A 20,394-nucleotide genomic window follows, 5' to 3' on the forward strand; every position below is an offset into this window, starting at 1 on the left:
TTGCTTCATGCGACTATTGTCTGGGCTTCAAGCTTGCTCAATCACATCGCAGCGGTATTCGTGCAGAGAATCCCTAGCGGCATCTGTCTGGCTCCCATGCTCAATTCAATTGCTTATGGCCTACATGATGGCCTGGAGAAATTGAGCTGTGCCGAATCGCATCCTTAAAACGATCACGCTGGAGGTTTGCAGGCTGCGCGTAGTAGCGCTCATGCGCTATAGGCGGTGTCAGCGGCTTACATTCAAGGTGAGATTGGGTGGCTATTTCGGCAGTGACGCTGGTCGCAGTACGTGAAGCTGTGTTTGGGCTATGCGATGTCGATGCCGACCCCCATCAAGTCGTCCAGGATGAACGTCGATGCCCAGTGGCTGGAGTTGGACGAGGCCGCCGGCGTCTTTGTTACCGAACATGAAAGCAGCTGGCGCGACGCGATGTATGCCCTGCCGTGAAGCAACTCACTGACCAACTACGCGCCACAGCACTTTGGACGACTGTCAGTAGTTGCTAGGTCAATGATGGCCGTGGAAACTGTGCGGATGCTGTTGGTGCTTTCGGTCAACATAATGACGCGGATACCGTGATGCAAGTCTGCACTTGTCACGCTCGAGTCCTTCGGAGAGTTTTGGAGCGGTGTGACGCGCGTTTTTATGCTGCTTTTATGCTTGTGCATTCGCCGGTGGGTGTGCTGTGGCTGCGCTGTAGAAAAAAGCCCGCCTGGCGCAACGCCGGGCGGGCTGGGTATGACGTGGTACGGACTAAGCCGCGTGGCTTATGTTCAGGGGTAAAGCGCGTAGGGCTGCACTTGAATGCTGCCGCCACCAATCACGAAAACGCCTGCGAGGTTGGTAAACACTTCAGCTTGCAGCGTGAGACGCCCCAATTCCGCCACTGCGGCCCCCGTGGAGCTATCCACCGAATACACGATCAACAGCATTTGGCGGGTCGCATTGTCCATTGAGGTCGCAACGCGCAGGATCGTATTGGCCGGGAAGTGGCCGATGGTGGCGACATTCGCAGCAGCGGACTTGCCATCCGCGCCGACGATCCATTTCTCAGACTGTATCCGACCATCTTGTTGAAAGATCACCCCCACCCCTCTAAACCAAAGCAACTGGTTCACGGGGGAGGTGGGGCTGGGGCCTTGTCCAATGTTTTGCCACGCACCGGAAACGTTTGGAGCCGCATGGAAGCAGATGCCCGCATGGCCGCCGTTGGTCGCCTCTGGCACGATGTCAAAGAAAACACCCCGAGCACCATTCGTTTGGAGATAGTCCAGTCCCAGCTGGAAGGCCTGATTCTGCGGAGCGCCCACATACCGTGAGGACGCCGAGATGACTTTGTGTGCTCCCACGGCGAGGCCAGCGCTTTGGGCTTGTACGAAACCAGGAACTGCAGCCATCAGTGGCAGCAGCGTTGCTGACTGGAGAATCTTGCGACGTTGAATGGTCATAAAAATCTTCAAAGAGTGATTGATGGAAATGCACGTTTTGGCAAGCAGACTCGGGCTCTGCGACAGGTTTGGCTTAAGAGTCAGTGCGCCTTTTTGGTGCAAAAACATCATGTCATGCAAGATGTGAGTGTCATGCTACTGGTTGACCACCGATACCGCTTTTACGAATAGACACGCGTGGGTACTGTGCAGCAGATAGCGACAACAGCGGCCATGGTGTCGGGGCACAAAAGCAGGCTCATTGGAGTTCCTTGCACGGGATGATTGAGTCGAAGATTTCTAGGGCGCAGCTGGGTCCTGTGGGGCTCACAGCTTCGAGCGCGTGTACGCCCTCACGGGAGTTCTTCGTCGTTCAGATTGATGTCGCGCGGCGTTGAGTTTGCTCAGGTAATGCCGCGTCGGGTTTTGTGCCTCCCGCAGCCACCGGGTGTGTGGAAGAGTTGCTGCCGCGCAGTGCGCCCCATGCGGTGTTGGTGATGTCCCGGTTCAGGCTGCGGATGCGCCCTTTGAACCGGGTTCCACTTTGTCTGTGAGAGAGGCCCCGCCCACTGCGCAGTGCGATGGCATGGGCCTTTTCGCGCTCCCGCTCACTCGTCGATCGAAGCGCTCCAGCGGCTTCCCCAGTCGCCGCCGCCGGGGCGGCTGACCTTGTCGATCTCGCGGCGGTCGCGTTTGGTGGGGCGGCCTTCTTGCAGGGTGGCGGCGGGCTCGGGGGCCAGGCGGCGAAGCTCGGCGGCTTTTTCACGCGCGGCGATGCTGTCGGCGGTCTCTTCGTACAGTTGTTGCGCGACAGGTGCCGGGCCCCGTGCGCCACTCAGGCCCAGGACCCGTACGGTGCGTGCCACCGGCCCCTGGCGCAGTGCTACGGTGTCGCCGCAGCGCAATTCGCGTGCGGGCTTGGCCAGCTGGCCGTTGACGGTCACCCGGCCCTTGCCGATTTCGTCGGTGGCGAGGCTGCGGGTCTTGTAGAAGCGGGCGCACCAGAGCCACTTGTCCAGGCGCATTGTCTCCAGGGTGTTCATGGGCGAGATTGTGCCGCTTGTGCCTCGGGCGGGCCATCGGCTGCAGCGCTGGGCAGCGGCAGGCGCACTACGGCGTCCAGGCCCGCCACCCGGTGGCCTGCCATGCGGTTGGTGAGCGCGATGCTGCCCTCCAGCGCCTGCACGATTTCGCGGCAGATGGCCAGGCCCAGGCCGCTGCCGGTGCGCACATCGCCCGCCGAGAACGGCTGGAACAGCCGGGCCGCCAGTTCGTCGTCGATGCCGGGGCCGTGGTCGCTGATGGTGAGCGCCACATGCCGTCCGTCGCTGCGCAGGTCCACCGTGAGCTCGCTGCCTGGTGGCGCATGGCGCACGGCGTTGTGCAGCAGGTTGCGGCTCAGCTCGCGCAGCATCCATTCGTGGGACTGCACCAGCGCGGGCTCGGTGTGGATGCCGAAGTCCAGGTCGCGCTGGGCAATCAGCGGCGATATCTCCAGCGCCACGGCGCGCAGGATGTCGTCGAACCGGGTGGCGGGTGGGGCGCTTTGCTGGCGCAGCTGCTCCACCTTGGCCAGGGCCAGCATCTGGTTGGCGAGCTGGGTGGCGCGGTCCACGGTGTCGCTGATCTCGTGCAGGGCCTGGTGCGGTTCCACATCGCCACGCAGGGCCGATTGCACCTGGGTCTTGAGCACGGCCAAGGGCGTGCGCAGCTGGTGCGATGCATCGCGCACAAAACGCTTTTGGTGCCGCAGCAGGTGGCGCAAGCGCTGCATGACTTCGTTGGTGGCATCCACCAGTGGCTGCAGCTCGCGCGGGGCCGTGGGGGCGGCGATGGGGCTCAGGTCGCCCTCGCGCCGGGCCTGCAGCTGCTGGCTGAGCTGGCGCACCGGTCGGGTGGCGCGCTGCACCACCAGCACCACGGTGAAGGCGATCACGGCGATCAGCAGCGCCTGGCGCAGCAGCGTGTTCCACAGGATCTGCAGGGCCAGGGTTTCGCGCACTTCCAGCGTTTCGGCCACCTGGATCACGGCCATGGCCCGGCCTTGCGAGCTGGCCACCGGCTGCAGCAGCACGGCCACACGCACATCCCGGTCGCGGAACCGGTCGTCGTAAAAGTCCACCAGGGCCGCATAGGGCGGTTTGTCGGGGATGCTGCCGCGCCATACCGGCAGGTCTTCAAATCCCGACACCATCTCGCCGCCCAGGGTGGAGACGCGGTAGAACATCTGGCTTTGGTTGTCGGCCTCAAAGGCCTCCAGGGCCGAGTAGGGCACGATGGCGCGCAGCTGCGCAGCATCATCAAAGCCCTTCACATCGAGCTGTTCGCTGATGCTCTTGGCCGATGCCAGCAGGGTGCGGTCGTAGGCAGTGTTGAGCGACGCCAGCGTCTGGCGGTACAGGCTCCAGGTGTTGAAGCCAATGAATAGCGCCACCGGCAGCAGGATGCCCAGCAGCAGCCGCCGCCGCAGCGAGTGGTGGCGCGCCACGTTCTGGGCCGTGCTCGGGCTCATGCATCGGCCCGCAGCAGATAGCCCAGGCCACGCAGCGTCATGAGGGTCAGGCCCGTGCCCGCCAGCTTCTTGCGCAGCCGGTACACCACCACCTCGATGGCTTCGTACTGCACGTCGAGCTGGCCGGGGAACACCAGCTCATACAGCCGCTCCTTGGTCACGGCGTGGCCGGGCTGGGCCAGCAGCGCATGCATCAGCGCCAGCTCGCGCGGGGTGAGTTCCATCACCTCGCCATTCAGGTAGAGCGCGCCGCTGTCCTTGTCGTAGCGGATGGCCCCGATCTGCAGGGTGCTGGGTGCCAGCGGCGCCACGGTGGGGTCGGCGCTGCGCCGCACCAGGGCGCGCAGGCGGGCCTCCAGCTCGTCCAGGTCAAAGGGCTTGGGCAGGTAGTCGTCGGCGCCCGCATTCAGGCCCATCACGCGGTCGCCCACCGTGCCCCGCGCGGTCAGGATCAGCACGGGGGTGCGCAGGCCCCGGTTGCGCGCCTGCTGCAGCACCTGCAGGCCATCCAGGCCGGGCAGGGTCAGGTCCAGGATGATGGCGTCGGGTTGCAGGGCGGCCCATTGGGCGAGGGCTGCTCGGCCATCGCTGACGGCCGTGACCTCCATGCCCCGGCGCGTCAGTGCACGGTGCAGCGTGGCCTGCATGGTGGGATCGTCTTCTACAAGGAGCAATTGCATGCGCGGGACCATATCACTCCCGAGCGGGCGGCGCGCGCTGCGTGCATTCGCCACAGAGGGGACTCCAGATGCTAGTGTTTTCCCTGAGTCCAAGGACAGCCGTTTGACAGGCAGCGCGCGCATCATCGGGCGGTTCGCAAACCTTATCAGGAGACAGACACCATGCGTCGCGATACCTTTCTGAAATCCCTGGCCGCCATGGCCGCTGCGGGTGTGTTGCCCGTCTCGGCCCAGACGGCGTCGGCCATCAAGATGATGATCCCTGCCAACCCGGGCGGGGGCTGGGACACCACCGGCCGTGCGCTGGGCAAGGCCATGCAGGATGCGGGCGCTGCGGCGTCGGTGTCCTATGACAACAAGGGCGGTGCGGCCGGTGCGATTGGCCTGGCGCAGTTCGTCAACGCCAGCAAGGGCGATGCGAACGCGATGATGGTGATGGGCGCCGTGATGCTGGGCGGCATCATCACCGGCAAGCCCCCCGTGGGCCTGGACAAGGTCACGCCCCTGGCGCGCCTGACCAGCGAATACAACGTGTTCGTGCTGCCCGCCAACTCGCCCTTCAAGACCATGAAGGACGTGATCGACCAGCTCAAGAAAGACCCCGGCAGCGTGAAGTGGGGCGGTGGTTCGCGTGGCTCCACCGAGCACATCGCCGCCGCCATGATTGCCCGTGACGTGGGCGTGGACCCGGCCAAGATCAACTACGTGGCTTTCCGTGGGGGTGGCGAGGCCACCGCCGCCATCCTGGGTGGCAACGTCACTGTGGGCGGTAGCGGCTACAGCGAGTTTGCCGAGTACATCGCTGCCGGCAAGATGCGCCCCGTGGGCGTGACGTCGGGCACCCGCCTCAAGGGCGTGAACGTGCCCACGCTCAAGGAGCAGGGCATCAACGTGGAGATCGGCAACTGGCGCGGCGTGTATGGCGCCCCTGGCATCACGCCAGAGCAGCGCAAGGCCCTCATCGATGCACTGGCCAAGACCTTCAAGCACAAGGCCTGGCAGGACGCGATGGAGAAGAACGGCTGGACCCCCGCATGGATGGCGGGCGACGAGTTTGCCAACTTCGTGGATGCCGAGTTCGCCAGCATGCGCGCCACGATGGCCAAGTCCGGGATGATCTGATCGGGAGCAAGGCTTGGCTGCCGCCCCGCCTGCCGAGCAGGGGCGGCGGCCTGGCATGCTGGTTGGTGCGAAGGAAAAAACATGACACAACAACATTCATCGCGCTCCAAGCCCTTGCAGACCCTGGTGGGTTCGGGCTTGGTGCTGCTCTCGCTGGGCCTGGCCTGGGGGGCCAGTTCTGTCAGCTCCGAGGCAGGCTATAGCGGCGTGGGCCCCAACTTCTTCCCCTGGGTGGTCAGCATCGCTTTGCTGATCTGCGGCCTGCTCTGCGTGGTGCACGCGCTCACTGGCGGGTTCCGCGAACTGGAAGAAGGTTCGGGTGACGCACGGGCCCACTGGAAGGGCTTCATCTGGGTGTCCGCCGGGCTGCTGCTCAATGCGCTGCTCATCACCACGCTGGGTTTCATCCTGAGCTGCGCGCTGTGTTTTGTGCTCTCGGTGCGCGGCTTCAAAAGCTCCGAAGGCGAGCTGGACCTGCGCTTGCAGGCCTGGATCAAGGATTCCTTCATCGGCCTCGCAGTGGCTGCGCCGGTGTACTGGATGTTTACAAAAATGCTGGCCATCAACTTGCCCGGCTTGACCAATACCGGTTGGCTGTAAGGCCTGCACACCATGGAAACCTTAAATCTCCTCATGCAGGGTTTTGCCACCGCGGCAACACCCATCAACCTGCTGTGGGCCTTTGTGGGCTGCATGATCGGCACCGCCGTGGGCGTGTTGCCCGGCATCGGCCCGGCCGTGGCCGTGGCCATGCTGCTGCCCATCACCGTCAAGGTCGAGGCCACGGCTTCGATGATCTTCTTTGCGGGCATCTACTACGGCGCCATGTACGGTGGCTCCACCACCTCCATCTTGCTCAACACCCCTGGTGAGGCGGGCTCCATGGTCACAGCCATGGAGGGCAACAAGATGGCCAAGAGCGGTCGCGCTGGCGCCGCGCTGGCCACGGCCGCCATCGGCTCGTTTGTGGCGGGCACCATTGCCACGGTGCTGGTCACCTTCTTTGCGCCGCTGGTCGCGGAATACGCCGTGCGCCTGGGCCCGCCCGAATACTTCATGCTGATGGTGCTAGCCTTCACCACGGTGAGCGCGGTGCTGGGCAAGAGCACGCTGCGTGGCATGGTGGCCCTGTTTGTCGGCCTGGCCATGGGGCTCATCGGCATCGACCAGATCACGGGTCAGGCCCGCTACACCGGTGGCGTGCCCGAGCTGATGGATGGCATCGAGGTGGTGCTGATCGCCGTGGGCCTGTTTGCCGTGGGCGAGGCGCTGTACAACGTGATGTACGAGGGCCGGGTGGACGAAACCCAGAACCGCCTGACCAGCACCCACATGACCAAGGAAGAGTGGAAGCGCTCCTGGCCCGCCTGGATTCGCGCCACGTTCATTGGCTTCCCGTTTGGCACCGTGCCCGCGGGCGGCAGCGAGATCCCGACCTTCCTGAGCTACGCGGCCGAGAAGAAGCTGAGCAAGAACAAGGAAGAGTTCGGCACCACCGGCGCCATCGAAGGCGTGGCGGGCCCCGAGGCGGCCAACAATGCGGCCATCACGGCCACGCTGATTCCGCTGCTCACGCTGGGCATCCCCACGTCGAACACCACGGCCATCCTGCTGGGCGCGTTCCAGAACTACGGCATCCAGCCCGGCCCGCAACTGTTTGACACCAATGGTGCGCTGGTGTGGGCGCTGATCGCGTCGATGTACATCGGCAACGTGATGCTGCTGATCCTGAACCTGCCGCTGGTGGGCCTGTGGGTCAAGCTCCTGAACATCCCCAAGTCGTACCTGTATGCAGGCATTCTGGTGTTCTCCACGCTGGGTGTGTATGGCATGCGCCAGAGCGCGTTCGACCTGGTGCTGCTGTATGCGATTGGCTTGCTGGGCGTGGTGATGCGCCGCTTCGACTTCCCGGCCGCGCCGGTGGTGGTGGGCATGATCCTGGGCCCCCTGGCCGAGGCGCAAATGCGCAACGCCGTTGCGATTGGTGAAGGCAAGTGGAGCATCTTCCTGGAGCGCCCGGGATCGGTGACCCTGATCATTCTCGTGCTGGCCGTGCTGATCGTGCCGCGCCTGCTGCGCCGCTGGGCGGCGCGCAAGATGGCGCTGGCGCAAGCCTGAGCCTGGCAGCCTTCACCAACAAAAAAACCGCGCTGCAAAGCGCGGTTTTTTTATGGGTCAGCGGCAGTGTCATCACAAGCCAGACACCCAAGGCCCTGACGCCCTTCGATGCCCTTCCCACCAGGATGGCTTGCTCAACGGGGGCTGATTCTACCATAAAATGCGAATAGTTCTTATTTGCAAGGATGGTGCATGGTCTCACTTCCGCAGGAGTTTCTGGCGCTGTGCCGCCAACTGGGGGATGCACAGCAGCGCTGCAGCACCGCCATGCAGGCACAGGCCCGGCAGATCGAGGCCCTGACGGCCGAGGTGGTGCGCCTGCGCGGCGCCGTCATCGTGCGCGACACCCACCTGGCGCTGGCACGGGACGAGCTGGAGCAACTGCGGGCCGCCAGCCCCGGCCTGCCGCGCCGCCAGGCCATGGCGCGGCACATTGGCCTGTTGGCCGAGCGCATCACGACCTTGTCGCGCGAATGCCTGCGCTGGCGCCAGGCGGCGGCAGGGCAGGGGATTGCGGCCAATGCGCAGCGGCAGGGTGACGGCGCTGCGCTGCGGGCTACTGCGCCTTCCGCGCAGACGCCGCAGGCGCAGTTGCTGCCACCGATGCCGCTGGAGCATTACGTCAGCGACCATCGCCCGCAGCGTGCGCAGGCCGGGGAGGGCGATGCGATTGGCGGCGCAGGCTTGGACGCCAGCCTGGCCGCCGCCGACCTGGTGATCTGCCAGACGGGCTGCATCAGCCACGACGACTACTGGCGCGTGCAGGACCACTGCCGCCGCACGGGCAAGCCCTGCATCCTGGTCGATCAGCCCCTGGCCGTGCGCGAGGCGCAGGCGCTGGCCGCCCTCCAGCCCATGGTGGTGCTGCGCGTGGCCTCAGTCGCCCTGCCTGCGGCGTCCGGACAGCCTGAAGACGCGAAAATCTGAATAAAAATGGCCATTACCGCGCGGTGGTATTGCCCTGGTTGCTATTAGATAGATAGCAATCAATGCGCCGGGCGCAGCCTCTGCCCACGCGCGCAGGCGGGTGCCGGGCGCCAGCGCCGCGCTACCATCCGCAGATGCCCTTGCTTGTTGACGACGCCCCCGCCCTGCCGCTGGATGCCCAGGGCATCCTCGAACTGGCGGCACGCTCCATGTTCCAGCTGTTCTCCAGCGTCAGCCAGGGCATGTTCCTGGTGGACCGCAGCGGCCGCATCGTGTGGGTGAACGAGGGCTACCAGCGCTTCCTGCCCGACCTCGGGTTTTCGTCGGTGGACCAGTTCGTGGGCCGCACGGTGGAAGAGGTGATTCCCAACACCCAGATGCGCCGCGTGCTGGAGACCGGCCAGCCCGTGCTGATCGACCTGCTCACCAACAAGGCGGGCACCTTTGTGGTCAGCCGCATCCCGCTGCGCGACGACGCGGACCGCGTGATCGGCGCCATCGGCATTGTGCTGTTCGACCACCCCGAGACCACGCTGCAGCCCCTCATCAGCAAGTTTGCGCTGCTGCAGCGCGACCTGGACGACGCCCGGCGTGAGCTGGCCAGCCAGCGCCGGCGCAGCCTCGCGGTGGCGGGCGATGGTGAGCGGCGGTCCAAATACACCTTTGCCAGCTTCATCGGGTCGAGCCCCGCAGCGGCCGAGGTCAAGCGCCAGGCGCGGCGCGCAGCGCAGTCCACCAGCCCCGTGCTGCTGCTGGGCGAAACCGGCACCGGCAAAGAGTTGCTGGCCCACGCCATCCACGCCGCGTCGAGCCGCGCGAGCGGCCCGTTTGTGAGCGTGAACATCGCCGCCGTGCCCGACACGCTGCTCGAAGCCGAGTTCTTTGGCGTGGCGCCCGGCGCCTACACGGGCGCCGACCGCAAGGGGCGCGACGGCAAGTTCAAGCTGGCCGATGGCGGCACGCTGTTCCTCGACGAAATCGGCGACATGCCGCAAAGCCTGCAGGCCAAGCTGCTGCGCGCGCTGCAAGAGGGCGAGATCGAGCCGCTGGGCAGCAACAAGCTCGTGCCCTTCAACGTGCGCATCCTGGCCGCCACCTCGCGCGACCTGGCCGCGCTGGTGCGCGAGGGCAAGTTCCGCGAAGACTTGTTTTACCGCCTGCATGTGCTGCCGGTGCGCGTGCCGCCGCTGCGCGTGCGGCGCGGCGACATCCCTGCGCTCGTCGAAGCCTTGGGCGAAGACCTGGCGCTGCGCAACGGCACGCCGCCGCCCGAGTTGTTGCCCGACGCCATGGCCCTGCTGGCGGGTCAGCCCTGGCGCGGCAACATCCGCGAACTGCGCAATGTGCTGGAGCAGGCGGTGATGCGCGGCGAAGGCCAGTCCATCGACGCCGCGCAGTTGGAGCGCATCCTGCGCGAGGCGGGTGTGGAGCCAGCCGCCCCCGCCCCGGTGCAGGACCCGGGCCACGCCGCCGACGCCGATGACGAAAGCCGTTACTTGCGCCCGCTGGCCGAGCAGGTGGCCGAACTGGAGCGCAAGGCCATTGCCGCCGCCATGAAGGCCCATGGCGGCAACAAGCTGGCCACCGCGCGGCAGCTGGGCATCTCGCGCGCCACGCTCTACGGACGTCTGGAAAACCCTGAATAAATTTCAGGCAAATGTCTGAATTTCAGGCATTTGTTGTGTATTAAATTCAGGCAGTGTCGCTGAGGTGTCAGCAAAAGTATCTTTGAAATCAAGCACTTGGATGCTGGCACAGACTGTGCAATAAAGAAGCATCACAACAGGAGACATCGCCATGCACCGTCGCACTCTGGTCACCCTCGCCACCGCAGCCGTTACCGCCGCAACGCTTTCCGCCCCCGCGTTCGCCCAGACCGGCGAAATCCGCATTGCTCACGTGTACAGCAAGACCGGCCCGCTGGAGGCCTACGGCAAGCAGACGCAAACGGGCCTGATGATGGGCCTGAACTACGCCACCGGCGGCAGCATGACCGTCAACGGCAAGAAGCTCGTCGTGATCGAGAAGGACGACCAGGGCAAGCCCGACCTGGGCAAGAGTCTGCTGGCCTCGGCCTATTCCGACGACAAGGCCGACATCGCTGTGGGCCCCACCTCCAGCGGCGTGGCGCTGGCGCTGCTGCCCGTGGCCGAGGAATACAAGAAGATCCTGCTGGTCGAGCCCGCAGTGGCCGACGCCATCACCGGCGACAAGTGGAACAAGTACATCTTCCGCACCGGCCGCAACAGCAGCCAGGACGCGATCTCCAACGCCGTGGCCATCGACAAGGCGGGCGTGACGGTGGCCACGCTGGCGCAGGACTACGCCTTTGGCCGCGACGGCGTGAAAGCCTTCAAGGACGCGCTGAAGAACGCCAAGCTGGTGCACGAGGAATACCTGCCCACCACCACTACCGACTTCACCGCCGGTGCCCAGCGCCTGATCGACAAGCTCAAGGACGTGCCTGGCCGCAAGGTCATCTTCATTATCTGGGCCGGTGCAGGCAACCCGTTCAAGATCGCTGATCTGGACCTCAAGCGCTATGGCATCGAGATCGCCACGGGCGGCAACATCCTGCCCGCCATGGCTGCGTACAAGAACTTCCCCGGCATGGAAGGCGCCACGTACTACTACTTCGGCATTCCCAAGAACCCCGTGAACGAAGCCCTGGTGGCCGCGCACTACAAGGAGTTCAAGACCCCGCCGGACTTCTTCACGGCCGGTGGCTTCAGCTCGGCCATGGCCCTGGTCACTGCGCTGAAGGCCACCAATGGCGACACCAACACCAACAAGCTCATCAAGACCATGGAAGGCATGAGTTTTGATACGCCCAAGGGCAAGATGACATTCCGCAAGGAAGACCACCAGGCCATGCAGAGCATGTACCACTTCAAGATCAAGGTGGACCCGGCCTTTGCCTGGGGCGTGCCCGAGCTGGTGCGCGAGATCAAGCCTGAAGAGATGCAAGTTCCGATTCGCAACAAGCGATAAACGGTTTGCGTGGCCCCACTGGCTGACGATTGTTCAGCCCGGTGGGGATCCATCCTCGCGGGGGCGGCCGCCCCTTTTTTTCCAGTGAATTGATGCATGAACCCCCGGATTACACGGGGGCTGGGTCGGTTTTTCTCAAAAATTATTTGGAGACAAGACAACATGGCTTTCAATTTCATCCGGGCGGCTGCAGCAGGGGCTGCGATGACTCTCTGTGGCGTGGGCAGTGTTTACGCTGCCGTCAACCTGCCAGCTCTCAAGATCGACAAGACGCAGACGACGGTATCGGGCCTGTCCTCGGGCGGCTTCATGGCCGTGCAGCTGCACGTGGCGTACTCGGCCACGTTTGCCAAGGGCGCGGGCGTGGTCGCTGGTGGCCCGTTCTATTGCGCTGAAGGGTCGGTCGTCAACGCCACGGGGCGCTGCATGGCCAGCCCCGCAGGCATCCCCACCAGCACGCTGGTCAGCACCACCAACACCTGGGCCAGCCAGGGCGTGATCGACCCCGTGGCCAACCTGCAGAACTCCAAGGTCTACCTGTTCTCGGGCACGCTCGACAGCGTGGTCAAGACCGGGGTGATGGACGCGCTGCGCACCTACTACAACAGCTTCGTGCCCGCCGCCAACGTGGTCTACAAAAAAGACATCGCGGCCGAACACGCGATGGTGACGGACGACTACGGCAACGGCTGCTCCACCAAGGGTGCGCCCTACATCAGCGACTGCAACTTCGACCTGGCCGGTGCCATGCTGCAGCACCTGTACGGCACGTTGAACGCCCGCAACAACGCCACGCTGCCCACGGGCAACTACATCGAGTTCAACCAGAGCGAATTCATCACCAACCATGGCATGGCCACCACGGGCTGGGCCTATGTGCCCCAGGCCTGCCAGGCGGGCGGCAGCGCCACCTGCAAGCTGCATGTGGTGCTGCATGGCTGCAAGCAGAACGTGAACGACGTGCAGCAGCAGTACGTGCGCAACACCGGCTACAACCGCTGGGCCGACAGCAACAACATCGTGATGCTGTACCCGCAGACCAGCCTGGCCGCCACCAACAGCTGCTGGGACTGGTGGGGCTATGACAGCGCCAACTATTCCAAAAAGTCCGGCCCGCAAATGGCGGCCATCAAGGCCATGGTGGACCGCGTCTCTAGCGGCACCGGCGGTACGACGCCCCCGGCAGCCTTACCTGCCCCCACGGGCGTGAGCACCTCGGGCGCCACCGCCAGCAGCATGGCCATCGGCTGGGCTGCTGTCACGGGTGCGGCCAGCTACAACGTGTACCGCAACGCCAACAAGGTCAACGCGCTGCCCGTCACTGCCACCAGCTACACCGACACCGGCCTGGCCGCGTCCACCACCTACAGCTGGACGGTGCGCGCCGCCGATGCCAACGGGGCCGAGGGCGCCACATCGGCCGCCGCCTCGGGCACCACGCTGGCGGGCTCGGGCGGCACCGCCACCTGCACCACGGCCAGCAACTATGCCCACACCCTGGCGGGGCGCGCGTATGCCGCCGGGGGTTACACCTATGCGCTGGGCTCCAACCAGAACATGGGCCTGTGGAATGTGTTTGTGACCAACACCTTGAAGCAGACCAGCACCAACTACTACGTGATCGGCACCTGCTGAAATATGTACAACCCCCTGCGCCGCTTCGCGTCTTCCCCCTTCTCTCGAATGGCTGCGCCATTCGGGAAAGGGGACACCGCCAGCGCGACGGGGCGGCCCTTGCGCGGCGGTCGCTGGCTTCGACCGCGCCAGTTGCGGAGACTGTTGACGATGGAAACCCAGTGAAGGTCTTGGCACCCTGCCGCAGGGCGGGGTTGCCGGGCTCTTTGAATGAAATGACTCAGACCGTGAAAGTGAACTCCCACCCATGAGCACCTTGGCCACCAAGGACTTGACCATCCGCTTCGGCGGCCACGTGGCGGTCAATGCCGTGACCTGCTCTTTCGAGCCCGGCACGCTGACCGCCATCGTGGGCCCCAACGGTGCGGGCAAGACCACGTACTTCAACCTGATCTCCGGGCAACTCAAGGCCAGCAGTGGCAGCGTGACGCTGGGCGGGCAGGACCTCACGGGCCTGTCCGTCTCGGCGCGCACACATGCGGGCCTGGGCCGGGCGTTCCAGCTCACCAACCTGTTCCCCAACCTCAGCGTGCTGGAGAACGTGCGCCTGGCCGTGCAGGCCACGCAAGAGGGCAAGCACCGCCGGGGCCTGAATCTGTGGAGCGTCTGGAGCGACCACACCGCGCTCACGCAGCGCGCCCGCGTGATCCTGCAGGCCGTGGCCATGGCCGACCGGGCCGACACCCCCGTGGCCAGCCTGCCACACGGCGACCAGCGCAAGCTGGAAGTGGCGCTGCTCATGGCGCTGGAGCCGCAGGTCTACATGTTCGACGAGCCCACGGCCGGCATGAGCCATGACGAGGCGCCCGTGATCCTGAACCTGATCCGCGAGCTGAAGAAAGACAAGACCAAGATCATCCTGCTGGTGGAGCACAAGATGGATGTGGTGCGCGAGTTGGCCGACCGCATCATCGTGCTGACCAACGGCACGCTGGTGGCCGATGGCCCGCCAGCCGAGGTGATTGCATCGCCTGTGGTGCAAGAGGCCTACCTGGGTGTGACCAAGGAGGCCGCATGAGCACCAGCAACACAAGCACCACCAACCTGCTTGAACTCAAGGGCGTGCACACGCACATCGGGGCGTACCACATCCTGCACGGCGTGGATCTGGCCGTGCCCAAGGCCCAGCTCACCATGCTGCTGGGCCGCAACGGCGCGGGCAAGACCACGACGCTGCGCACCATCATGGGCCTGTGGCATGCGTCGCAGGGCTCCATCCACTTTGGTGGCAAAGACATCACCGCGATGAACACCCCCGCCATTGCGGGGCTGAACATCGCCTACGTGCCCGAGAACATGGGCATCTTTGCCGACCTCACGGTGAAGGAAAACATGCTGCTGGCCGCGCGCAGCGCAAGCAACGCCGCGCAGATGGACGAGGCGCGGCTGCAGTGGATCTTCAAGCTCTTCCCGGCGGTGGAGAAGTTCTGGAACCACCCCGCTGGCAAGCTCAGCGGCGGCCAAAAGCAGATGGTGGCCGTGAGCCGCGCCATCGTCGAGCCGCGCGATCTGCTCATCGTGGACGAGCCCAGCAAGGGCCTCGCGCCCGCCATCATCAACAACATGATCGATGCGTTCGACCAGCTCAAGAAGAGCGGCGTGACCATCCTGCTGGTGGAGCAGAACATCAACTTTGCCAAGCGGCTGGGCGACACCGTGGCCGTGATGGACAACGGCCAGGTGGTGCACGCGGGCAGCATGGCCGCGCTGGCGGCGGACGAGGAACTGCAGCGCTCGCTGCTGGGGCTGGCGCTATGAGTTTCACCCTTGGTTTCAAGCTTTTTAGGCCGCCTGCGCTCGTCCATCAAGCGGTTATAGCTATCAAAAGCATAGTGATGGCACATCCCCCCACCCCCCAACAAGGAGGCCTGGCATGAGCATGGCCCGCGACTTCGACTGGAAACCCCTGGCCCTGGTGCCCGCGCTGGCGCTGCTGGTGCTGCCCTTCATCGGCTCGCCCAGCACCTGGCTCACGCTCACCGTGGCGGGGCTGGCCATGGGCATGATCATCTTCATCATCGCCTCGGGCCTCACGCTGGTGTTCGGCCTCATGGACGTGCTGAACTTCGGCCATGGCGTGTTCATTGCACTGGGCGCCTTTGTGGCCACCAGCGTGCTGGGCGCCATGGGCGACTACACACAAAGCGCCGACCTGTGGCGCAACCTGATGGCCGTGCTGCCCGCCATGCTGGTGGCCATGGCTGTGGCCGGGGCTGTGGGCCTGGCGTTCGAGCGCTTCATCGTGCGGCCCGTATACGGCCAGCACCTCAAGCAGATCCTCATCACCATGGGCGGGATGATCATTGGTGAAGAATTCATCAAGGTCATCTGGGGCCCGCAGCAGATCCCGCTGCCGCTGCCCGAGGGCATGCGCGGCTCGCTGCTGGTGGGTGATGCCGCCATCGAGAAGTACCGCCTGGTGGCGGTGGCCGTGGGCCTGCTGGTGTTTGGCGTGCTGGCCTGGACGCTGTCGCGCACCAAGGTCGGCCTGCTGATCCGCGCTGGCGTGCAAGACCGCGAGATGGTCGAAAGCCTGGGCTACCGCATCCGCCGCCTGTTCATTGGCGTGTTTGTGGTGGGCTCGGCCCTGGCGGGCCTGGGCGGCGTGATGTGGGGCCTGTACCAGCAGAACGTGGTGCCCCAGATGGGCGCGCAGGTCAACGTGCTGATCTTCATCGTGATCATCATCGGCGGCCTGGGCAGCACGGGCGGCGCGCTCATCGGTGCGCTGCTGGTGGGGCTGATGGCCAACTACACCGGCTTCCTGGTGCCCAAGGTGGCGCTGTTCTCCAACATCGCGTTGATGGTGGCCATTCTCTTGTGGCGCCCGCAGGGCGTCTATCCCGTGGCCAACCGCTGATGAGGAGCCGACTGACATGCTGAACCGACTTCTCTCCGGCGACTATCCGCGCAGCAAGGTGCTGGCGGTGATTCTGGTGGCCATCTTTGTGGGGCTGGCGTTTGCGCCCTTCCTCTTCCCGGGTGTCAAGGCGCTGTCTGTGGCGGCCAAGGTGCTCATCTTTGTGGTGCTGGTCGCCAGCTTCGACCTGCTGCTGGGCTACACCGGCATCGTGAGCTTTGCGCACACCATGTTCTTTGGCATCGGCGCCTATGGCATCGCAGTGGCCACCACGCGCCTGGGGCCCACCTGGACGGCGCTGGGCGTGGGCATGGGCGGTGCGCTGCTGCTGTCGCTGCTGCTGTCGCTGGCGGTGGGGCTGTTCTCGCTGCGCGTGCGCGCCATCTTCTTTGCCATGATCACGCTGGCCGTGGCTGCGGCGTTCCAGACGCTGGCCTCGCAGCTGTCGGACATCACCGGCGGCGAGGACGGCCTGACCTTCAAGGTGCCCGAGATCCTCTCGCCCAGCTTCGAGCCGTTTGAGGAGCCCTTCCTGGGCGTGAGCATCGACGGGAGGCTGATCTGCTACTACCTGCTGTTCGTCACGGCCGTGTCGCTGGTGCTGGCGCTGCTGCGCATCGTCAATTCACCGTTCGGCCGCGTTCTGCAGGCCATCCGCGAGAACGAGTTCCGCGCCGAAGCCATTGGCTATCGCGTGGTGGTGTACCGCACCACATCGAGTGTGCTGTCGGCGCTGTTTGCCACCATGGCAGGCGCCATGCTCGCGCTCTGGCTGCGCTACAACGGGCCAGACACGTCCCTGAGCTTCGAAATCATGATGGACTGCCTGCTCATCGTGGTGATCGGCGGCATGGGCACCATCTACGGTTCGGCCATCGGCGCCGTGCTGTTCCTGGTGGCGCAAAGCTACCTGCAGGATCTGCTGCGCCTGGGCCATGAGGCCACGGCGGGCCTGCCCTGGCTGTCGGCACTGCTCTCGCCCGACCGCTGGTTGCTGTGGCTGGGCGTGCTCTTCGTCCTTTCGGTTTATTACTTCCCCACCGGTGTGGTGGGGCGCCTGCGCGCGGCAGCTGCGCGCAAGGTGGGGTGAGTGGCCCGGCCGCGCCGGGTGACCGGCGTGGCCTGGGTGTGTGGGTGAGCTGTGCAACAAGACGCAAAGAAAAAATCCAGGAGACAAGCACATGAAGATGAACATCAAGACCCCCCGTTTCCGTCCCGTTTCTCGTCCCCTTTCCCGTCCGTTCCTGCCCGCGGCGCTGGCCGCTGCGGTGCTGGCTGCCTGCGGCGGCAGCAGCGGCGACAGCGCCGCCCCCAACACCAAGCCCGGCTACCTGGGCACCATCAGCGAGACCACGTACGACGGCGCCAGCAATGACCTGCTCACGGCGGGCCTGGGCGCCTCGGGCCTGGCCGCTGCCGTGCCCCCCGCGTTTGCCGACCCCCTCAAGCCCACGGCGGCCGAGCTGCGCCGCACCGCCATCCACACCAACTACCGCGCCATGCTCGACATGACAGCCGCAGGCGGTTACGGCACGCTCTACGGCCCCAATGTGGATGCTCAGGGCAAAGTCACCACGGGCGAAGGCAAGGTGGCGGGCACCGAATACATCGCGTTTGCCGACGACGGCACGGGCCGCAAGAACGTCACCCTCATGGTGCAGGTGCCCGCCAGCTTCGACCCCAAGAAGCCCTGCATGATCACGGCCACCACCTCGGGCTCGCGCGGCGTCTATGGCGGCATCTCCACGGGCGAGTGGGGCCTCAAGAAGGGCTGCGCTGTGGCGTACTCGGACAAGGGCACGGGCGGCGCGCCGCACGACCTCATGAACGACACCGTGCCGCTGATCGACGGCACGCGCACCACGGCCGCCGCAGCGGGCAAGGCCGCAGCCTTCAATGCGGGCCTCACGGCCACCGAGCTGGCCGCCTTCAACACCGCCACACCCAACCGCTTTGCGTTCAAGCACGCGCACTCGGGCCAGAACTCCGAGAAGGACTGGGGCATGAGCACGCTGCAGGCCGTGGAGTTTGGCTACTACGTGCTCAACCAGCGCTATGGCGCCACCGACGCAGCGGGCCAGCGCCTCAAGACGCTGACCCCGGCCAACACCATCGTGATTGCATCCAGCATCTCCAACGGCGGTGGCGCAGCCATTGCGGCGGCAGAGCTGGACACGCAGGGCCTGATCAGCGGCGTGGCCGTGTCCGAGCCTGCCATCGAGATGCCCGCCAACCCTGGCATTACGGTGCGCCGTGGCAGCGCCGACGTAGCCGTCACCGGCAAGACGCTGGTGGACTTCACCACCTATGCCAACCTCTACCAGGCCTGCGCGTCGCTCGCGCCCTCGGTCAACACCAGCCCTTTTGCGGCGGCGTTTGCGGCCGGGTTTGCCAGCGCTGCGTTGCCCATCGCGCCCAACCGCTGCGCGTCGCTCAAGGCGGCAGGTTTGCTCACAGCCAGCACCACGGCCGCGCAGGCCGAAGAGGCTTTGCAAAAGCTGCGGGCCTATGGCTGGGAACCCGAGTCCAACGACCTGCATGCCTCCATGGCCGCGTTTGAAGTGTCCCCCGCCGTGGCCGTGACCTTTGCCAACGGCCTCTCGCGCGCCAGCGTGCAAGACAACCTCTGCGGCTTCAGCTACGCCGCCACGGCGGCCACTGGCGGTGTCACCCCGCTGGCCGCCGCTGCATTGCCCGGCATGTTTGCCACCGGCAACGGCGTGCCTCCCTCGGGCGGCATCAACCTGGTCAACAACCTCGGCAAGCTGGGCCCGGCGCGCGACTTCCTCTCGGTGTCGGACGCTGGTGTAGCCGACTGGAACCTGAGCGGCGCGCTGTGCCTGCGCAACCTCGTCACCGGCAATGACGCCGCTGCCAAGAAGCTGCAGGCCGGTGTGGACGAAACCCGCCGCAACGGCAACCTGCGCGGCAAGCCCGCCGTGATCGTGCATGGCCGCGCCGACGCGCTGCTGCCGGTGAGCCACACCTCGCGCCCCTACGCGGCGCTGAACAAGAAGGTCGAAGGCGCCGCCAGCAAGCTCAGCTATGTGGAGGTGGCCAACGCCCAGCACTTCGACAGCTTCATTGGGCTGCCCACCGTGCTGCCGGGCTACGACAGCCGCTACGTGCCGTTGCATGTGTACCTGAACCACGCGCTCGACGCGGTGTACGACCACCTCGCCAGCGGCAAGGCGCTGCCCGCCAGCCAGGTGGTGCGCACGGTGCCACGCGGTGGCACACCGGGCAGCGCCCCGGCCATCACGGCCGCCAACGTGCCGCCACTGGCCACCACGCCCGCTGCCGCCAATGCCATCGCCATCACGGCGGGCGCCATTGCCATCCCCGACTGACCCAAGGAGCTTTGCCAGACGACACACCGTCACCGCCGCCTGCCGGGCACGCGCCGGGGCTGTCTGCCCCTGCGCCGCCCGTGGGCGCGGCTGCAAGCCAATCAACCAGGGGATGAACCGATATGGACAAGGTCAAGACATGGAGTCGCCGCGCGGCGGCAGCGCTGGCGGTGTTGTGGGGCGGGGCCACGGCGCCCTCGCTGCACGCTTCCGAGATTGTGGTGGGGCAGGTTGCGCCGCTCACCGGCGTGCTGGCCAGCACCGGTGCGCAGATGGTGCTGGGCGGCAAGATCTACTTTGACTGGGTGAATGCCCAGGGCGGCGTGCATGGCGCCAGCATCCGCCAGGCGGTGGCCGACGATGCCTACAAGGTCGCCGACACTGTGAAGCTGACCCGCGAGCTGCTGGCCAGGCCCGAGGTGGTGGCGCTGTACGGCTTTGCGGGCACGGCCAACATCACGCAACTGCTGTCCGACGGTGTGCTGGAGCAGGGCGGCGCCGCGCTGGTGGCGCCCTACACAGGGGGCGAGTCGCTGCGCAACCCGTTCAACCCCTGGATATTCCATGTGCGCGCGGGCTACGCCGACGAGGCCGAGCACATGGTGCAGCAGCTCACCACGCTGGGCATGAACCGCGTGGCCGTGATGTACCAGGACGACGGTTTTGGCAAGGCGGGCCTGGCAGGTGTGGAGGCGGCCTTGGCCAAGCGCAACCTCAAGCTGGTGGTGTCTGCGGGGTACGAACGCAACACCGACAAGGTGGATGAGGC

General features: G+C 65.5%; 18 protein-coding genes. 13 read left to right on the forward strand and 5 right to left on the reverse strand.

Features of this window, described 5'->3' with window-relative positions; all coding sequences use genetic code 11:
- Positions 1-776: 776 nt before the first annotated feature.
- The 4 genes from AC07Z7_RS21700 to AC07Z7_RS21715 form a co-directional block, all read right to left on the reverse strand.
- A complete protein-coding gene (locus AC07Z7_RS21700) occupies positions 777-1,562 on the reverse strand; it encodes a hypothetical protein (protein WP_494767631.1) in 786 nt (261 codons plus the stop codon).
- Positions 1,563-2,038: 476 nt separating this feature from the next.
- Complete coding sequence (locus tag AC07Z7_RS21705) at positions 2,039-2,473, reverse strand: RNA-binding S4 domain-containing protein (RefSeq protein ID WP_494767632.1); 435 nt, start codon at positions 2,471-2,473, stop codon at positions 2,039-2,041.
- Positions 2,470-3,942, reverse strand: a complete 1,473-nt coding sequence (locus tag AC07Z7_RS21710) for a sensor histidine kinase (protein ID WP_494767633.1) — start codon at positions 3,940-3,942, stop codon at positions 2,470-2,472. Before AC07Z7_RS21710 ends, AC07Z7_RS21705 begins: the two co-directional genes overlap by 4 nt.
- Positions 3,939-4,622 (reverse strand): response regulator, encoded by a 684-nt coding sequence (locus AC07Z7_RS21715; protein ID WP_094288052.1) that lies wholly within the window; start codon positions 4,620-4,622, stop codon positions 3,939-3,941. The genes AC07Z7_RS21710 and AC07Z7_RS21715 overlap by 4 nt, the downstream gene beginning before the upstream one ends.
- Positions 4,623-4,784: 162 nt before the next feature.
- Between AC07Z7_RS21715 and AC07Z7_RS21720 the strand changes: the two genes are divergently transcribed.
- The 5 genes from AC07Z7_RS21720 to AC07Z7_RS21740 all read left to right on the forward strand — a co-directional run bounded on the left by AC07Z7_RS21720 (position 4,785) and on the right by AC07Z7_RS21740 (position 10,435).
- On the forward strand, positions 4,785-5,744 hold the full coding sequence (locus tag AC07Z7_RS21720) for a Bug family tripartite tricarboxylate transporter substrate binding protein (RefSeq protein ID WP_494767634.1): 960 nt from the start codon (positions 4,785-4,787) through the stop codon (positions 5,742-5,744).
- Between the two features lie 81 nt (positions 5,745-5,825).
- The gene (locus tag AC07Z7_RS21725) at positions 5,826-6,344 is read left to right on the forward strand and encodes a tripartite tricarboxylate transporter TctB family protein (RefSeq protein WP_494767635.1); all 519 of its coding nucleotides are present in this window, start codon (positions 5,826-5,828) and stop codon (positions 6,342-6,344) included.
- A gap of 12 nt (positions 6,345-6,356) precedes the next feature.
- Entirely contained in the window at positions 6,357-7,862 is a 1,506-nt protein-coding gene (locus AC07Z7_RS21730; RefSeq protein WP_094287380.1) for a tripartite tricarboxylate transporter permease, read from the forward strand.
- A gap of 192 nt (positions 7,863-8,054) precedes the next feature.
- Positions 8,055-8,789, forward strand: coding sequence for a DUF2325 domain-containing protein (locus tag AC07Z7_RS21735; RefSeq protein WP_494767636.1), 735 nt, complete (start codon positions 8,055-8,057; stop codon positions 8,787-8,789).
- A gap of 134 nt (positions 8,790-8,923) precedes the next feature.
- Complete coding sequence (locus tag AC07Z7_RS21740) at positions 8,924-10,435, forward strand: sigma-54 interaction domain-containing protein (RefSeq protein WP_494767637.1); 1,512 nt, start codon at positions 8,924-8,926, stop codon at positions 10,433-10,435.
- 3 nt (positions 10,436-10,438) lie between these two features.
- Here AC07Z7_RS21740 and AC07Z7_RS21745 read toward each other — a convergent pair whose 3' ends face one another.
- On the reverse strand, positions 10,439-10,588 hold the full coding sequence (locus AC07Z7_RS21745) for a hypothetical protein (protein ID WP_252658877.1): 150 nt from the start codon (positions 10,586-10,588) through the stop codon (positions 10,439-10,441).
- Between AC07Z7_RS21745 and AC07Z7_RS21750 the strand changes: the two genes are divergently transcribed.
- From AC07Z7_RS21750 to AC07Z7_RS21785, 8 genes are all read left to right on the forward strand, one after another.
- A complete protein-coding gene (locus AC07Z7_RS21750; RefSeq protein WP_094287386.1) occupies positions 10,587-11,780 on the forward strand; it encodes a substrate-binding domain-containing protein in 1,194 nt (397 codons plus the stop codon). The genes AC07Z7_RS21745 and AC07Z7_RS21750 overlap by 2 nt on opposite strands.
- Positions 11,781-11,942: 162 nt before the next feature.
- Positions 11,943-13,415, forward strand: a complete 1,473-nt coding sequence (locus AC07Z7_RS21755) for an extracellular catalytic domain type 2 short-chain-length polyhydroxyalkanoate depolymerase (RefSeq protein WP_494767638.1) — start codon at positions 11,943-11,945, stop codon at positions 13,413-13,415.
- Positions 13,416-13,662: 247 nt separating this feature from the next.
- Positions 13,663-14,433: an ABC transporter ATP-binding protein gene (locus AC07Z7_RS21760; protein WP_494767639.1), complete on the forward strand. Its 771-nt coding sequence runs from the start codon at positions 13,663-13,665 to the stop codon at positions 14,431-14,433.
- Positions 14,430-15,173 carry an ABC transporter ATP-binding protein gene (locus AC07Z7_RS21765; RefSeq protein WP_094287392.1) on the forward strand — a complete coding sequence of 248 codons (744 nt, stop codon included), beginning with the start codon at positions 14,430-14,432 and terminating at the stop codon, positions 15,171-15,173. The genes AC07Z7_RS21760 and AC07Z7_RS21765 overlap by 4 nt, the downstream gene beginning before the upstream one ends.
- A gap of 115 nt (positions 15,174-15,288) precedes the next feature.
- A complete protein-coding gene (locus tag AC07Z7_RS21770) occupies positions 15,289-16,275 on the forward strand; it encodes a branched-chain amino acid ABC transporter permease (RefSeq protein ID WP_252658881.1) in 987 nt (328 codons plus the stop codon).
- 16 nt (positions 16,276-16,291) lie between these two features.
- Positions 16,292-17,365 carry a branched-chain amino acid ABC transporter permease gene (locus tag AC07Z7_RS21775; protein WP_494767640.1) on the forward strand — a complete coding sequence of 358 codons (1,074 nt, stop codon included), beginning with the start codon at positions 16,292-16,294 and terminating at the stop codon, positions 17,363-17,365.
- Between the two features lie 91 nt (positions 17,366-17,456).
- Positions 17,457-19,625 carry a D-(-)-3-hydroxybutyrate oligomer hydrolase gene (locus AC07Z7_RS21780; RefSeq protein ID WP_494767641.1) on the forward strand — a complete coding sequence of 723 codons (2,169 nt, stop codon included), beginning with the start codon at positions 17,457-17,459 and terminating at the stop codon, positions 19,623-19,625.
- Between the two features lie 122 nt (positions 19,626-19,747).
- Positions 19,748-20,394: ABC transporter substrate-binding protein (locus tag AC07Z7_RS21785; protein ID WP_494767642.1), on the forward strand; the 647-nt coding region annotated here is incomplete at its 3' end.

Source organism: Acidovorax sp. GW101-11A03, from assembly GCF_059424825.1.

Excerpts from the sequence above, each read along its gene's own strand:
- AC07Z7_RS21700 (WP_494767631.1), bottom strand. The coding sequence starts at position 1,562 with ATGATGTTTTTGCACCAAAAAGGCGCACTGACTCTTAAGCCAAACCTG.
- AC07Z7_RS21705 (WP_494767632.1), bottom strand. The coding sequence starts at position 2,473 with ATGAACACCCTGGAGACAATGCGCCTGGACAAGTGGCTCTGGTGCGCC.
- AC07Z7_RS21710 (WP_494767633.1), bottom strand. The coding sequence starts at position 3,942 with ATGAGCCCGAGCACGGCCCAGAACGTGGCGCGCCACCACTCGCTGCGG.
- AC07Z7_RS21715 (WP_094288052.1), bottom strand. The coding sequence starts at position 4,622 with ATGCAATTGCTCCTTGTAGAAGACGATCCCACCATGCAGGCCACGCTG.
- AC07Z7_RS21720 (WP_494767634.1), top strand. The coding sequence starts at position 4,785 with ATGCGTCGCGATACCTTTCTGAAATCCCTGGCCGCCATGGCCGCTGCG.
- AC07Z7_RS21725 (WP_494767635.1), top strand. The coding sequence starts at position 5,826 with ATGACACAACAACATTCATCGCGCTCCAAGCCCTTGCAGACCCTGGTG.
- AC07Z7_RS21730 (WP_094287380.1), top strand. The coding sequence starts at position 6,357 with ATGGAAACCTTAAATCTCCTCATGCAGGGTTTTGCCACCGCGGCAACA.
- AC07Z7_RS21735 (WP_494767636.1), top strand. The coding sequence starts at position 8,055 with ATGGTCTCACTTCCGCAGGAGTTTCTGGCGCTGTGCCGCCAACTGGGG.
- AC07Z7_RS21740 (WP_494767637.1), top strand. The coding sequence starts at position 8,924 with ATGCCCTTGCTTGTTGACGACGCCCCCGCCCTGCCGCTGGATGCCCAG.
- AC07Z7_RS21750 (WP_094287386.1), top strand. The coding sequence starts at position 10,587 with ATGCACCGTCGCACTCTGGTCACCCTCGCCACCGCAGCCGTTACCGCC.
- AC07Z7_RS21745 (WP_252658877.1), bottom strand. The coding sequence starts at position 10,588 with ATGGCGATGTCTCCTGTTGTGATGCTTCTTTATTGCACAGTCTGTGCC.
- AC07Z7_RS21755 (WP_494767638.1), top strand. The coding sequence starts at position 11,943 with ATGGCTTTCAATTTCATCCGGGCGGCTGCAGCAGGGGCTGCGATGACT.
- AC07Z7_RS21760 (WP_494767639.1), top strand. The coding sequence starts at position 13,663 with ATGAGCACCTTGGCCACCAAGGACTTGACCATCCGCTTCGGCGGCCAC.
- AC07Z7_RS21765 (WP_094287392.1), top strand. The coding sequence starts at position 14,430 with ATGAGCACCAGCAACACAAGCACCACCAACCTGCTTGAACTCAAGGGC.
- AC07Z7_RS21770 (WP_252658881.1), top strand. The coding sequence starts at position 15,289 with ATGAGCATGGCCCGCGACTTCGACTGGAAACCCCTGGCCCTGGTGCCC.
- AC07Z7_RS21775 (WP_494767640.1), top strand. The coding sequence starts at position 16,292 with ATGCTGAACCGACTTCTCTCCGGCGACTATCCGCGCAGCAAGGTGCTG.
- AC07Z7_RS21780 (WP_494767641.1), top strand. The coding sequence starts at position 17,457 with ATGAAGATGAACATCAAGACCCCCCGTTTCCGTCCCGTTTCTCGTCCC.